13 protein-coding genes and 1 pseudogene are annotated in these 15014 nt (G+C 38.2%); 8 read left to right on the top strand and 6 right to left on the bottom strand.

From position 1 onward, the window contains the following. Nucleotides 1-37 precede the first annotated feature (37 nt). From ACPDHL_RS11815 to ACPDHL_RS11790, 6 genes are all read left to right on the top strand, one after another. A complete protein-coding gene (locus ACPDHL_RS11815) occupies nt 38-2476 on the top strand; it encodes a TonB-dependent siderophore receptor (protein WP_430532963.1) in 2439 nt (812 codons plus the stop codon). Between the two features lie 97 nt (nt 2477-2573). Beyond that, entirely contained in the window at nt 2574-3725 is a 1152-nt protein-coding gene (locus ACPDHL_RS11810) for a PepSY-associated TM helix domain-containing protein (RefSeq protein ID WP_430532962.1), read from the top strand. Nucleotides 3726-3815: 90 nt separating this feature from the next. After that, nucleotides 3816-4226, top strand: a complete 411-nt coding sequence (locus ACPDHL_RS11805) for a BrxA/BrxB family bacilliredoxin (RefSeq protein ID WP_430532961.1) — start codon at nt 3816-3818, stop codon at nt 4224-4226. Nucleotides 4227-4294: 68 nt separating this feature from the next. Further along, entirely contained in the window at nt 4295-5026 is a 732-nt protein-coding gene (locus ACPDHL_RS11800; protein ID WP_430532960.1) for a lysophospholipid acyltransferase family protein, read from the top strand. Between the two features lie 81 nt (nt 5027-5107). Continuing rightward, entirely contained in the window at nt 5108-6106 is a 999-nt protein-coding gene (locus tag ACPDHL_RS11795; RefSeq protein ID WP_430532959.1) for an acyl-ACP desaturase, read from the top strand. A 43-nt stretch (nt 6107-6149) separates the two neighbouring features. After that, a complete protein-coding gene (locus tag ACPDHL_RS11790) occupies nt 6150-6800 on the top strand; it encodes an HD domain-containing protein (RefSeq protein WP_430532958.1) in 651 nt (216 codons plus the stop codon). A 145-nt stretch (nt 6801-6945) separates the two neighbouring features. Here the strand turns inward: ACPDHL_RS11790 and pyk are convergent, their stop codons facing one another. The 5 genes from pyk to ACPDHL_RS11765 form a co-directional block, all read right to left on the bottom strand. Next, on the bottom strand, nt 6946-8376 hold the full coding sequence (gene pyk, locus ACPDHL_RS11785) for a pyruvate kinase (protein WP_430532957.1): 1431 nt from the start codon (nt 8374-8376) through the stop codon (nt 6946-6948). A 5-nt stretch (nt 8377-8381) separates the two neighbouring features. Next, nucleotides 8382-8870, bottom strand: a complete 489-nt coding sequence (locus ACPDHL_RS11780; protein WP_430532956.1) for an IPExxxVDY family protein — start codon at nt 8868-8870, stop codon at nt 8382-8384. Nucleotides 8871-8968: 98 nt separating this feature from the next. Beyond that, a complete protein-coding gene (gene rnc / locus ACPDHL_RS11775; protein ID WP_430532955.1) occupies nt 8969-9715 on the bottom strand; it encodes a ribonuclease III in 747 nt (248 codons plus the stop codon). Nucleotides 9716-9728: 13 nt separating this feature from the next. Then, complete coding sequence (fabF, locus tag ACPDHL_RS11770; protein ID WP_430532954.1) at nt 9729-10982, bottom strand: beta-ketoacyl-ACP synthase II; 1254 nt, start codon at nt 10980-10982, stop codon at nt 9729-9731. 192 nt (nt 10983-11174) lie between these two features. After that, nucleotides 11175-11411, bottom strand: a complete 237-nt coding sequence (locus ACPDHL_RS11765) for an acyl carrier protein (protein WP_002988156.1) — start codon at nt 11409-11411, stop codon at nt 11175-11177. Between the two features lie 198 nt (nt 11412-11609). Between ACPDHL_RS11765 and ACPDHL_RS11760 the strand changes: the two genes are divergently transcribed. Both ACPDHL_RS11760 and rnhA read left to right on the top strand, forming a co-directional pair. Next, the gene (locus tag ACPDHL_RS11760) at nt 11610-12179 is read left to right on the top strand and encodes a phosphoribosylglycinamide formyltransferase (protein WP_430532953.1); all 570 of its coding nucleotides are present in this window, start codon (nt 11610-11612) and stop codon (nt 12177-12179) included. Next, nucleotides 12180-12659, top strand: coding sequence for a ribonuclease HI (gene rnhA / locus ACPDHL_RS11755; protein WP_430532952.1), 480 nt, complete (start codon nt 12180-12182; stop codon nt 12657-12659). It begins immediately after the preceding gene. A gap of 256 nt (nt 12660-12915) precedes the next feature. On the opposite strand, the pseudogene ACPDHL_RS11750 reads toward rnhA, so the two are convergent. Continuing rightward, nucleotides 12916-15014, bottom strand: a pseudogene (locus tag ACPDHL_RS11750) (hypothetical protein); the annotation flags it as partial.

Here is a 15014-nt window from a genome sequence, read left to right as displayed (position 1 = left end):
CAACGTTTTTAATAAGTCTAAATAACACAGTTTCAGAATGAAGACGTATACTACATGGTTAGTTGCCCTTTTTGGAGTAATGATCGGTTTCGCACAGAACGTTACCGTAAAAGGAAGAGTTGTAGATGAGGTAAATAAGCCATTGCCTTTCGCGACAGTAGTGATTGGAGAAGGGCAAAAAGCCGTTCAAACCAACGAAAATGGAGAATTTAAGTTTAGTGATGTACAAAAAGGAAAGCACACAATGAAAGCTTCTTTTGTAGGGTACTCTACTTCTCAAAGAGAGATTAACGTAGTAAAAAACGAGGAAATTGTTAATTTTCTCTTAGTTGCAGATAGCCAATTAGAGAATATTACGGTATACGGAAGAAGCAATAAAAACGTGAAGAACCTTCAGTATATCACCCGTTTACCACTTGGATTACAAGATCAAGTACAGAGCATTAGTATTGTATCGGAACACATCATCAAAGAACAGGGAGCTTTAACCATCACTGATGCTGCGCGTAACGTAGCAGGAGTTACTCAATTTTCAACTTACGGTGGACCTGCAGAAAGTATGTCGATGCGTGGATTTAGAGGAACGCCTGTGTTGAGAAATGGAGTAGGAATGGATTCTGACTTCAGAACAGCTTCGGCAATCGCGGATATGCAAGGAATTGAAAGTGTAGAGGTGATCAAAGGATCAGCTGCTGTATTACAAGGAATCGGAAACGGTTTAGGTGCTGCAGGTGGGGTGATTAACTTAGTAACAAAGACACCAAACTTCAAAAACCATAGAGAAGTAGGATTCAGAGCGGGTAGCTATGGTCAAGTTAGACCAACGGTTGACTTTGAACAAGTACTAGATAAAAAAGAAACGGTTTCTTTCCGTTTCAATGGGGCATATGAAAGAAATGATGGATGGAGAACCTATGTAAATAATGAACATTTTTACATCAATCCTTCCTTAACATGGAAAATCGATAACAAAACGAAGTTAACGGTTGAAATGGATTATTTGAACGGAGACTATGTTACCGACAAAGGAACCGTAAACCTTGGACCAGACTATGCGAATGAGTTATATGAAATGCCGCATAATAAATTCTTAGGATTCAAAGGCGACACAAAAAAGATCACCATGCAAAATTACGTGGCGCGTTTTGAAAGACAATTAACAGAAAAATTGAGCTTTAGAACGTCTTATACAGCATCGATCTACAATGAATTAGGACGTTCAACAAACGTAACAACGGTTATTCCTAAAAAGCAAATTGGCGATGACTGGAGTAAATACGGAGACATTAGACGTACCGTATCAAGAGGACAATCCGATGATTACAATTCAGTATTCCAAGCGGATTTGATCGGAAAAGACATCTTTACTGGAATCTTAAAACATACCTTCCAAGTAGGATTTGACTATAGACAAACAAAAACAATTGCAGGATCTGCAACAGGTAAAGTTTGGGGCAAAGACAAAGAAGGAAATGACGCTTTAGTTGATTTTAGAAGTGATATCAATGTGTTGGATGCGATTGATAATACCCTACCAGAGGACGTGATTTTTGGAGATATTGCTACAACAAGAACGATGTCACCAACAATCGGATTTATGGTACAAGATTATATCGCTATTGGCGATAAGTTAAGTGCAATGTTAGGACTTCGCTATAGCCGTTTGAATGGTAGTACAACCGAAAATGCAACAGTAGATCGCTGGAATCCAATGTTTGGGTTAATCTTCAAACCACAAGAAAACATTAGTACGTTCGCTTCGTATACGACAACAAGTAGTTTAAGACAATCGAATAAATTATTACACGGTGGAGGATATGCTGGTGCATCTGATATTAAACAAGTTGAATTTGGATTCAAATCAAACTGGTATAATGATCACTTAGGAGTAAACTTTACGTACTTCTTTATCAACCAAAATAACTTAGTTGCTCCTTATATTGATCCAACGACAAACGAGCAATCAAAAACGGAAAGTATCTTAGCTGGAGATCTAAAACGCAACGGGTTTGAGTTGGAAATCAACGGTAAAATCACCAATAATTTAGAAGTGATGCTAGGATATGCAAACTTATATGCAAGATACCAAGATAGTCCACAGTATGTAGATGGATCTGCGCCAATGAATGCGCCAGAACACACGGCAAATGGATGGGTAAGCTATAAATTTGACCAAGGGACATTAAATGGGTTGTCTGTAAGTGCTGGCGTATACTTTGTTGGAAAACGCCCAGTAAATGAATACAGCATCACACGTGATGATAGCCACAATACAAACGTCAATGTAAGACCATTTGACATGCCTAGTTATACGACAATCAATGCACAAGCAGCGTATACGTATAAAAATGCTACGTTAAGTGTATTTATGAACAACATCTTCAATGAGAGAGGATACACGTCTTATTTCAGAGGTGGGTATATCAACGAAATTTCACCACGAAATTTCGCCGCTCAATTGACGTATAGATTTTAATCTATTTCCTTTTAATTAGTGTCATTATAATTGAAATAATAATAATTGCAAACACGGTTTTATTTTATAGAATCGTGTTTGTTCGTTTTGAATCTCCATGAAAACAAAAAAGACATCGCCTTTTCGAAAATTGATGAATGATCTCCACTTATGGTTGGGGATTGCTAGCTCACTTGTGCTATTTGTGGTTTGTTTAACCGGGACTATTTACACCTTTAAAACGGAGATACAAGAAGGGCTTGACCCAGGACGTTATCAGCTTACAACAAAAGGAGAAGGACAAGTACTCGCTGTAAGTACGTTGGTTCAACAGGTGGAAGCGACAACAGGCGGAAAGGTACAACGTGTGACCTTGGCCAATCAAGCGAGCAAACCCTATGTATTTTCGGTGAGTACGGGGGAGGAAGGAAAAAGACCTGAAGCCGTTCACGTCAATCCTTATACGGGTGAAATACTTGGCAGTGGTAAGGGACCAGCAGATGAATTCTTTATGACAGTTTTTAAACTACACCGTTGGTTGTTACTCGACTCGGCTATTGGACGACCAATCGTGGGAATTTCGACGATTATCTTTTGCTTTTTATCTATTTCAGGGTTAATCTTGTGGTTTCCCAAGAAAATAAAAGGATGGAAAAGTATTAAACCGGGCTTTAAAATTAAGTTTAATGCCAATTGGAAACGCATTAACCACGATTTACATAACACCCTTGGTTTTTACACCTTAATTCTTGTTCTAATTATGTCTTTAACAGGACTTTGTTGGTCTTTTGAATGGTATAGAAACGGATTAAGCAGTGTCTTAGGGGCCAAAGTCTTTGGTGGACGTAATGAGGTAAAGCCTGAATCCATTGTCCAAGACAAACAAACCATCAGTTTACAAGAGGCACTGGATATTGCCAATAAGGAAATGGAGTATGAGTACCGTACCCTTTCAGCTAGTTTGCCAAAAGATGAAAAGGGAACTTTTGAAGTGAATAAAAATGAATTGGCTCGTTGGAATGAAACAGTGAATGACCGCGTTTTTATCGATCAGTATTCTGGAGCGGTAGTTAAAAAAGAAATTTTTGCTACCAAATCGACGGGAGAAAAGATAGCAAGCTCAATTCGCGCGCTACACTTTGGTGATATTTATGGTTTATTCTCGAAAATAATTTATTTTATTAGCTGTTTAATTGCGACATCTTTGCCAATTACTGGAATTTTTATTTGGTTGAATAAAATGAAAAAGAAGCCTAAAAAAGTGGCATAAGCCACGTTGGGAATACTTTAGCATGGAAAGAGAACAAAATAAGAGAAAAAGTGTAACTTTGTTAGAACAATTTTAATTAAAGGTAATAGTATGTATCCAGAAGAAATAGTAAAACCAATGCGTCAAGAGTTAGTTGATGCAGGATTTTCGGCATTATATACAGCAGACGAAGTAGAGGCTGCTTTAAGTAAAGAAGGAACTACATTAGTAGTGGTAAATTCAGTTTGTGGTTGTGCGGCACGTAATGCACGTCCGGGGGCAATCATGAGCTTGAATGGAGAGAAAAAACCAGCGCAAATTGTAACTGTTTTTGCTGGAGTAGATAAAGATGCTGTGGATGCGGCGCGTCAACACATGTTCCCATTCCCTCCATCTTCGCCCTCTATGGCGCTGTTCAAAGACGGTGAATTGGTTCACATGTTAGAGAGACATCACATTGAAGGACATCCAGCAGAGATGATCGCTGAAAATTTGATCGACGCATATAAAGAATATTGCTAAAAAGAGACCACCTTGTATAAGGTGGTTTTTTTTTAAAGTGTATATTTGCTCAAGATATAATTGAGCTCATGCAAAAAATACTTTCATATCCGCTATCTGTCCTATTTGTACTATGTCTCTTACTTGTACTCTTCTTTTTTCATGGATTGCAATGGATAGCATTTACCTGTTTTGGATATAAAGCCCACAAAAAAGTAGTGGATGCCATGGTCTGGTGGATTATGTTGTGTACGGGAGTTCTTGGTACGACCTATCGCATGTCAAAAGAGGAAGAACTACCAACAGACAAACCCATTGTCTTTGTCGCTAATCACCAGAGTATGTTTGATATACCGATGATTATTTGGTTCTTTAAAAAGAATCACCCCAAATTTGTCAGTAAAAAAGAATTGGGAAAAGGAATTCCCAGTGTTTCATACAATTTAAAACACGGTGGCTCCGTTCTAATTGATAGAAAAGATGCCAAACAAGCCTTAACTGTGATTCGCGGATTAGGACAATACATCTCAAAATACAATAGAGCAGCGGTTATTTTTCCAGAAGGAACAAGAAGTCGCGATGGACAACCCAAACGTTTTTCAGAAAACGGGGTTAAAATGTTATGTAAGTTTTCACCAGATGCTTACCTTGTTCCCTTGACGATTAATAATTCCTGGAAATTGTTCCGATTTGGAAAATTTCCCATGGGATTAGGAGCCAAAATTAGCCTTTACGCACACAAACCAATGAAAATTAGCGACTATACTTTTGAGGAGCTATTTGCTAAAACTGAGGAGTTGGTAAAGTCTAAAATAGAATAAAAAAATACTAATTCTCGCAGTTACTCCCAAAACAAACTAAACCAAACCGAAGAGCTAGTTGCGATGTAAAAACAAATTGAAATGTCAACACACAATGTTCGTTTAGAAGTGATGCACTTCTTGGAAAAAAATATAGATAGCTTCGTGGATGATTATCTAATCCCTGTGGAGAAAATTTGGCAACCTTCTGATTTACTACCCAATTCGGAAAGTGAAACCTTTTTAGAAGATGTCAGAGAATTGAGAGAATTTGCAAAAGAGTTACCCTATGATTTTTGGGTTGTTCTTGTGGGAGATACTATTACAGAGGAAGCTTTACCAACGTATGAATCGTGGTTGATGGACGTCGATGGAGTAAATCAACGCGAGGGCGAAAGTGGAAATGGTTGGGCCAAGTGGATTCGCCACTGGACAGGAGAAGAAAATAGACACGGGGATTTATTGAATAAATACTTGTATTTATCAGGACGTGTTAATATGCGCGAAGTAGAAATTACCACGCAATATTTATTGAATGACGGTTTCGATCCAGGTACTGATCGCGATCCCTATAAAAACTTTGTATTTACGAGTTTTCAAGAGTTAGCGACCTATATTTCGCACAATCGCGTAGGGAAATTAGCCAAGCAATATGGCGATCATAGATTGGCAAAAATCTGCCGTTTAATCGCAGGAGATGAAATGCGCCACCATCATGCGTATTCTGAATTCGTAGACCGCATTTTTAAAGTGGATCCAAGTGAGATGTTATTGGCATTTGTTGATATGATGAGACGCAAAATCACCATGCCAGCCAACTTGATCAGAGAATCTGGAGGGAAAATGGGAGATGCCTTTGAATTGTTTTCTGACTCTGCACAGCGAATTGGCGTGTACACCGCAATTGACTATGTGGAGATCATGCAAAAATTGATTGATCGTTGGGAAGTAGCTAAGTTAACAGGCCTAACAGATGAAGCAGAAAAAGCAAGAGAATACTTAATGAAATTACCTGCTCGTATGCTGCGTATTGCTGAGCGAATGAGCATTGGTAAAGAACAGCATATTTTTAAGTGGGTACAACCCGCAATTATTAAATAGTGAATTGTGAACTGTGAACTGCGAATTGTAAACCGTCTAAAACATGAATAAAAAAATTGAAGCAACCATTGCTTATGTCAAAGAGGAACTAAGACAGGCAGAAGGCGGACACGATTGGTTTCACATCGAACGCGTATACAATAATGCACTCAATATTTTAAAATTCGAAACTGGAGCGGATAGGGAGGTGGTGCAATTAATTGCCTTACTTCACGATATTGCCGATAGTAAATTCCATCAAGGGGATGAGACTGTCGGGCCACGCAAGGCAAAAACATGGTTGGAATACTTAGACTATGAACTAGCTGTGGTTGAACACGTAGTTAAAGGAATTGAGAATATCTCGTTTAAAGGGGGGAATTTCGATCAGAAATTTAGTTCTAAAGAATTGGAGATTGTACAAGATGCCGATCGTTTAGATGCGTTAGGCGCAATTGGTATTACTCGAGTGTTTAACTATGGAGGCTTTAAAAATAATCCAATTCACGATCCAGAACAAGCCCCTCGATTTGGTATGACCAAAGAGGAATACAAGGCACATAAAGGAACGTCAATCAACCATTTCTATGAAAAGCTATTGCTACTCAAAGAGTTGATGCATACGGAAACAGGAAAGCGAATGGCAGAAGATCGACACCGCTATATGGAAAGTTTCTTAGCGCGTTTCTATGCGGAATGGCAAGGAGAAAATTAGGTTACGGTTGAGTTTACAGTATATAGACTGTGAACTAAACTGTTGACCGTTAACTGTCAACATAAAAAAGCGAGGGAATCATACCATGATTCCCTCGCTTTTTTATGTAAATTGTCATTGTCACTCATCTCCCTTCTCCAATATTCTATTTAATTTCTGAAATTCTCAAGGTATTCACCATTCCTTTTTCTACGATTGGCATGGCTGCTAAGTTAATCACCATATCACCTTTTGCTGCGTGTTTTTTCGTTACAACAATATGATTGATATCCTCGATTGTTTCGTCCGTACTAACGTATTTGTCATAGTAGTAGGCCTGTACTCCCCAAAGGAGGTTTAATTGCGTTAAAATGCGTTTATTTGACGTAAAAACAAGGATGTCACTATTGGGACGCCATGCCGAAATTTGGAAGGCAGTATATCCACTATTGGTTAGTGTACAAATGGCTTTTGCTTCGATATCGTTGGCCATTAAAGCGGCGTGATAACAAATGTTTTTCGTGATATAACGGTTCGTTTTAATGGTTGGTGGACTTTGAGGTACGGTAATTAAAGATGAGTTTTCTACACTTTGAATAATCTGTGTCATTTTCTCAATTACTTGTACTGGGTAGCTACCTACTGAGGTTTCTCCAGATAGCATTACTGCATCTGCACCATCCATTACGGAGTTTGCGACGTCGTTCACCTCTGCTCTTGTTGGTGTTAAGCTAGAAATCATCGTTTCCATCATTTGCGTAGCAATGATTACGGGAATTCTTGCATTTTTAGCTATTTGCACCAATTGCTTTTGGATTAAAGGAACTTCTTGTGCTGGAATTTCAACACCTAAATCTCCACGAGCCACCATTAATCCATCACAGTAAGCTACTAATTTATTGATGTTCTTTACTGCTTCAGGCTTCTCAATTTTAGCGACAATTGGAATTTTGTGCTCTGAATGCTGCTTAACTATTTCCTGTAAGTCCAATAAATCTTCGGGTGTTCTCACAAAAGACAATGCCAACCAATCTACTTGTGCTTTAATCGCAAAAATAGCATCATTGATGTCTTTTTCCGTTAACGCAGGTAAGGAAACTTTCGTCATCGGTAAGTTTACTCCTTTTTTTGATTTTAATGGTCCACCTTGAATTACTTTGGCAACCACTTCATCTTCGTTGTTGGTTGAAACAACTTCAAAGATCAATTTACCATCGTCTAATAGTATGGTTTCACCAGCATTTACGTCGTTTGGAAATTGTTTATAGTTCATATAAACTCGCTTCGCGTCACCTTTAAACTCTTCTTTGGTTGAAAAAGTAATCGTATCCCCTGGATGTACAACTACGTCTTCTGCCATAATTCCCACACGTAATTTGGGTCCTTGCAGATCTCCTAGAATTGATGTTGTATAGCCGTATTCTTTATTTAATTCTCGAATGATGTCGATTTTCTCTTGTACATCGGCGTAATCTGCATGAGAAAAGTTAATTCTAAATACATTTACACCGGCTTTAATCATGTCGTGCAACACTTCTTTTGTCCCTGATGCAGGTCCTAAGGTTGCTACAATTTTGGTTCTTTTTTTTGCTACCATATTTTTTAAAAAATTAGGTTGTTTTTCGATTTGATCGCTTCTACTCGAATTTCGTATGCAGTAGATATTATTTTTATTGATTTTAATTTTTCAATGACTGTGCCAATTTCAAATTGCTCATCTGTATTTTCAACCTTTAAAAAATAATCCACCGTTTTGTGTTCAGGTAAGAGATAGCCTTGCTTGCTAATGGTTGAGACGACATATTGAAAAAGGGGAGAGGCCATTTGAGACTCGGGAAGTATAAAAGCTTTATTGGATACTAGTTTCCAAAGTACGTGATAATCTGGATCGTCGTATTCGAATAAAGAGAAAGACGCTAAGCCTTGATCTGTTTCAACTTCAACATCGGTCTTGGTGCGTTCTAAATAAAGGCCTAGAATCGTATTAATAAGATAGGTGACTTTAAAATCCTCCTTACGCGATGAGTGTATCGCTATCAGACTATAGTTTTCAGCTTCAAAATCCTCTAATCTTAGAACTACTGGTCCCATTTGTTTACTCGTTAGATACAAAGATACAACTTTTATATTTCAAATAATATGTAGTTATTTAGAAGAAACATTAAGTAAATGTTAATTGATTCCCCAAATTAATGGTTTATTTTTTCTTGGAGGGCAAAATAAGCCCGTTGGGAAGCCTTTTCTTCGGCTTTTTTCTTTGATGTAGCTCTTCCTTTTGACACTAACTTGTTATCAATGAATAGTTTAACTCCAAAGTATTTTACATCTTCATTGGAAGTGTCTTCGTAGGCGTCAAATTTAAATGTGTGTTTGGTTTTTTGACACCATTCGATAAGCAAGCTTTTATAGCTTGTGATCTTCGTTTCTAATACGTGAATATCAGTTATCGTCGAAATCAAGCGTTGATGGATGAATTTCTCACAGGCAGGATACCCTTGATCCAAATAAATGGCTCCTATTAAGGCTTCCAGTATATTGCCATGTATATTTTCTCCGAATTGTTGATTGCCCATTTTGCTTTCAACAATATCGATCAAGCCCAAGCTTTTTCCGATGGTATTTAAGTTTTCTCGACTTACAATTTTAGAACGCATTTTCGTTAAATAGCCTTCATCACCACTGGGAACTTCCAAATAGAGATGAGACGCTACAACAGCGTTTAACATGGCATCTCCTAAGAACTCCAAACGCTCGTAATTAATTGGATTCCCTTGGGTATCAACGATATTCATCGATCGATGAGTAAAGGCCAATCGGTAGTAAGCGATATCTAACGGTTTCGCTTTGGTGATCTGGGATATCTTACGACAAAAATTCCCGTCCTTTGGATTTGAACGGGAATTTTTAAATATTTTATTTAATACGGTGCTCAACATTACGTTGTCGTTCTTAACTATCTAATTTCTTTACTAGTACACAAGCGTTGTGTCCTCCGAAACCAAAGGTATTACTCATACCTACTTTTACTTCTCTTTTCTGTGCTTTGTTGAAAGTGAAGTTTAATTTAGCATCTATTTGATCATCATCTGTAAAGTGATTGATCGTTGGAGGGACGATACCATGCTCGATGGATAAGATTACCGAGATCGCTTCTATCACACCTGCAGCCCCTAAAAGGTGACCGGTCATGGATTTGGTAGAGTTTAGGTTCATCGAGTATGCGTGGTCACCAAAAACATTTTGAATTGCTTTCGATTCAGCGATATCTCCTAACGGAGTAGACGTACCGTGTAAGTTTACCACGTCAACATCTGTAGGCTCAAGACCTGCATCTCTCAAACAGTTTTTCATCACATTTGTTGCGCCTAATCCATCTGGGTGCGGTGCAGTTAAGTGATGTGCATCTGCAGACATACCTCCACCGCCGATTTCACAGTAGATTTTTGCTCCACGTGCAATCGCGTGTTCGTATTCTTCTAGTACTAATGCACCAGCGCCTTCTCCAAGTACAAAACCATCGCGGTCTTTGTCCATGGGTCTAGAAGCTGTTTCTGGACTGTCATTTCTTGTAGATAAGGCGTGCATTGCATTGAATCCACCTACTCCTGCAATCGTTACAGCAGCTTCAGAACCGCCTGTTACCATGATGTCTGCCATGCCTAAACGAATGTAGTTAAATGCGTCAATAATTGCATTGGTTGAAGATGCACATGCCGATACGGTGGTGAAGTTTGGACCTCTTAACCCGTATTTAATTGAAATGTGTCCTCCAGCGATATCTGCAATCATCTTTGGAATAAAGAAAGGGTTGAATCGAGGTGTACCATTTCCATTGGTGAAATCGGTTACTTCGTTTTGGAAGGTTTCTAATCCACCGATTCCAGAACCCCAAATAACTCCAGCTCTATCTTTATCTATGTTATCTAAGTCTAATTTAGAATCTACAACAGCCTCATCAGCACTAACCATGGCTAATTGAGCGTATCGATCCATTTTACGTGCTTCTTTGCGATCAATAAAATCCTCTACATTGAAATTCTTTACTTCGCACGCAAATTGGGTTTTGAAATTGGTAGCATCAAAATGTGTAATCGGAGCGGCTCCACTTACGCCATTAATAAGACCGTTCCAATATTCTTGGATGTTATTCCCAATGGGAGTAAGGGCACCTAAACCTGTTACAACAACTCGCCTTAATTTCATAAAGTCAATATTATGGTTTAATAAGTTAAAAAAACCCAATTTTTCACTTTTGTAAAAGGAAACATTGGGTAGCTTTATATTTGTTTACCAGATTACTACAGGAGTGAATCTGTCCTTTTTTCTATTCTAAAGTAAGTATGTCTCAAAATAATAACGCCCACGTGTTGTTAACAACACGTGGGTTATTAGTTATTACTTCTTAGCTTCTTCGATGTAAGAGATAGCTTGACCAACTGTAGCAATGTTTTCCGCTTGATCATCTGGAATTTGAATATCGAATTCTTTTTCGAACTCCATGATAAGCTCAACAGTGTCTAGTGAATCAGCTCCTAAATCATTAGTGAAGCTTGCTTCTGCTACAACTTCGTTCTCGTCAACTCCTAATTTGTCAACGATAATCGCTTTTACTCTTGATGCAATGTCTGACATAATCTTTAATTTTAAAATTTAATTTCCTAGGGCAAAAATAAAAAACTTTATTTTATATCCTGATTATACATGTTAATTGTCAGTGCGAAATTATAAAAATAATTAATACTTAATACTATTTTTCTGTTTATTGTCAGTAATTATTCTTTTTTTTGTACTTCAATATAGTGTTTTAAAAACTTAAATACTGCTTATATCATGAGAAAAATAGCGCTATTCGCCTCTGGTTCAGGGACTAATGTGGAGAATATTATCAATTATTTTGAAAATAATTCAATTGTGAACCAATACCTCGTTTTGGTCAATAACCCTCATGCTAAAGTAATAGAAAAAGCGGAAAAAAGAAAGGTGCCGGTTTATATTTTTGATAAAAATAAGCTGAATAACGGCGAGTTAGCAGAAAAATTGGCGGATTTTGCTCCTGATTTGATTGTTTTGGCGGGCTTCTTGTGGAAGTTTCCTGAAGATTTGGTAAAAAAATACCACAATCAAGTGATCAACATTCATCCTGCTTTATTACCGAAATATGGTGGCAAAGGGATGTATGGTCACTTCGTTCACGAGGCTGTGTTAGCCAATAAAGAAGCAGAAACAGGAATTACTATTCACTATGTCAATGAAAATTACGACGAAGGGGCTATTATTTTGCAAGCAAAAACCGCAGTAGAAGAACATTGTACAGCAGAAGATATTGCCAAAGCGGTTCAAGCATTAGAATACAAGCACTTTCCACTTGTGATTGAGCAATTGTTGTTTAAAGAAAAATAAATGAGTCAAACCTTTCAAGTTATTTTATATACGGATGGATCAGCCCAAGGTAATCCCGGACCTGGGGGGTACGGATTGATCTTAGAGTGGGCGGGTTACCAAGTCTATAAAGAATTTTCTCAAGGATACCGACTGACGACCAATAACCGCATGGAATTATTGGCTGTTATCGTGGGATTAGAAAAATTAAAAAATGCTGGAACAAAGGTTTTAGTTGTTTCGGATTCCAAATATGTGGTGGATGCCGTAACTAAAGGTTGGGTGTTCGGTTGGGAAAAGAAAAATTTTAAGGATAAAAAGAATCCCGACCTATGGATGCGTTTTTTGCGCATTTATCGACAGCATCAAGTGTCGTTTCAATGGGTAAAAGGACATAATAACCATCCGATGAATGAACGCTGTGATGTTTTGGCGGTACAAGCAGGCAAACAAAAGGATTTGTTGGTGGATGAGTTTTACGAGCGAAGTCAAAACGAATAGGGATGGACTGCTTGTGCTTGACACGATTAGAACGATAAAAAAACAAGGAAACAGGAGCTAGATAACTCCTGTTTCCTTGTTTTAAGCTGTTTTTATTTGACCCTATGGTTGCTCTCAACGAAAAATCAATACGATGTCGAAAGTACAAAGAATAATCTTGAGGTTGTAGTTGACCTCAAGATTATAAGTTTAATTTGGTCTCAAGTGCATACTAGTTATGTTACGATGCTCCATAAGATTGCCCGTTTATTCGTAGTTATTTTTCGTATAGCGCTAGGGTTGAATGGGTACATTTTATAGTTGCTATAATTGCATTACCTGTTGCGAATGTACCACTTGTAGTCCCTGTGTTATTGGTTACGCTGTCCGATGTATCTCTAATTTTGAATACTAGTCTTAGCTTATTGTTTGTGGGTGTTAAAGGGACGTTTGTTAGATCCATTTGTACCGTATAATAATTAAGAGTTGGTGTTGCTATATTAGCGATATAATTCGCGTAAACAATTGCGTTATGGAGTTTTACATCGTTGATGTATATTGTTATATATTGATATAGTCTAACGTTTTTTTTGGACGCACTATTGCCATTTAAAGTCAAATAGTCATATGTGGAGAAAGAATAATTTAGCATTTTAGGTTTGTTAAGATCTTCAAAAACGTCAAAAGTAATGGTATCGATTGTTTGTTCAATGTTTGATGACGATACGGTTACTTGATCATAGGTGAAAGTAGCATTAGTTCTAGGATTAGGAAGGGCGATAAAATTCGTTAAGCTATAGCCTGTACGAGTAGGAATCGTTACCCCTGTTCCTGCTATAGGAGCACCTGTATTATCTACTTCACTTTCATTATAATAGGTAAACGTATTGTTTTGATTGTCTACTAATTTAGTTGTTCTGGGGTCAGCCTTTTGTTCAGCAATAAAATCATCTAGAGTTTTGTCCTCGTTGCCTGTAAGGGTTTTCCACAGTTCAAAGGTGGAGTGTCCTGTATCCCCTTTTTCCCCTTGTGGACCTTTCAATGCTGCTAAGAAGTCAGTTTCTGTTTTGTCTGCATTTTCGGGTTTTTCAGCCCAAAGTTCATAAGCTGATTGTCCATTAGTTCCATCGGTTCCTTTTTCTCCTTTCAATGCTGTTAAGAAATCCGCTTCTGTTTTGCCTGCATTTTCGGGTTTTTCAGCCCAAAGCTCATAAGCTGATAGTCCATTTGTTCCGTCGATTCCTTTTTCTCCTTTTATTGCTGCCAAGAAATCAGCTTCTGTTTTGTCTGCATTTTCTGGTTTTTCAGTCCAAAGTTCATAGGCTGATTGTCCATTTGTTCCATCTATTCCTTTTTCTCCTTTTATTGCTGCCAAGAAATCAGCTTCTGTTTTGCCTGCATTTTCGGGTTTTTCAGCCCAAAGCTCATAAGCTGATTGTCCATTTGTTCCATCTATTCCTTTTTCTCCTTTCAATGCTGCCAAGAAATCAGCTTCTGTTTTGCCTGCATTTTCGGGTTTTTCAGCCCAAAGTTCATAAGCCGATTGTCCATTAGTTCCATCTATTCCTTTTTCTCCTTTCAATGCTGCCAAGAAATCAGCTTCTGTTTTGCCTGCATTTTCGGGTTGTTCAGCCCACACTTCCAGTGCTGATTTTCCATCTGCTCCTTTATCTCCTTTTTCTCCTTGTGGACCTGTTAGTCCCACTAAGAAGTCAGTTTCTGTTTTGCCTGCATTTTCGGGTTTTTCAGCCCAAAGCTCATAAGCCGATTGTCCATTTGTTCCATCGGTTCCTTTTTCCCCTTGTGGACCTTTTAATGCTGCTAAGAAGTCAGTTTCTGTTTTACCCGCATTCTCGGGTTTTTCAGCCCAAAGCTCATAAGCCGATTGTCCATTTGTTCCATCGGTTCCCTTTTCTCCTTTTAATGCTGCTAAGAAATCTGCTTCTGTTTTACCTGTATTTTCGGGTTGTTCAGCCCAGAGTTCCAGTGCTGATTTTCCATCTGCTCCTTTATCTCCCTTTTCTCCTTGTGGACCTGTTAGTCCCACTAAGAAGTCAGTTTCTGTTTTGCCTGCATTTTCGGGTTTTTCAGCCCAAAGCTCATAAGCCGATTGTCCATTTGTTCCATCGGTTCCCTTTTCTCCTTTCAATGCTGCCAAGAAATCAGTTTCTGTTTTGTCTGCATTTTCGGGTTTTTCAGCCCACACTTCCAGTGCTGATTTTCCATCTGCTCCTTTATCTCCCTTTTCTCCCTGTGGACCTGTTAGCCCTGCTAAGAAGTCAGTTTCTGTTTTGCCTGTATTTTCGGGTTTTTCAGCCCACACTTCCAGTGCTGATTTTCCATCTGCTCCTTTATCTCCCTTTTCTCCCTGTGGAC

Origin of the sequence: Myroides sp. C15-4, assembly GCF_050522745.1 — a bacterium.
Lineage (GTDB): Bacteria > Bacteroidota > Bacteroidia > Flavobacteriales > Flavobacteriaceae > Flavobacterium.
The sequence above is the reverse complement of the archived record's forward strand: the minus strand, read 5'-3'. Positions and strand labels throughout refer to the sequence as shown.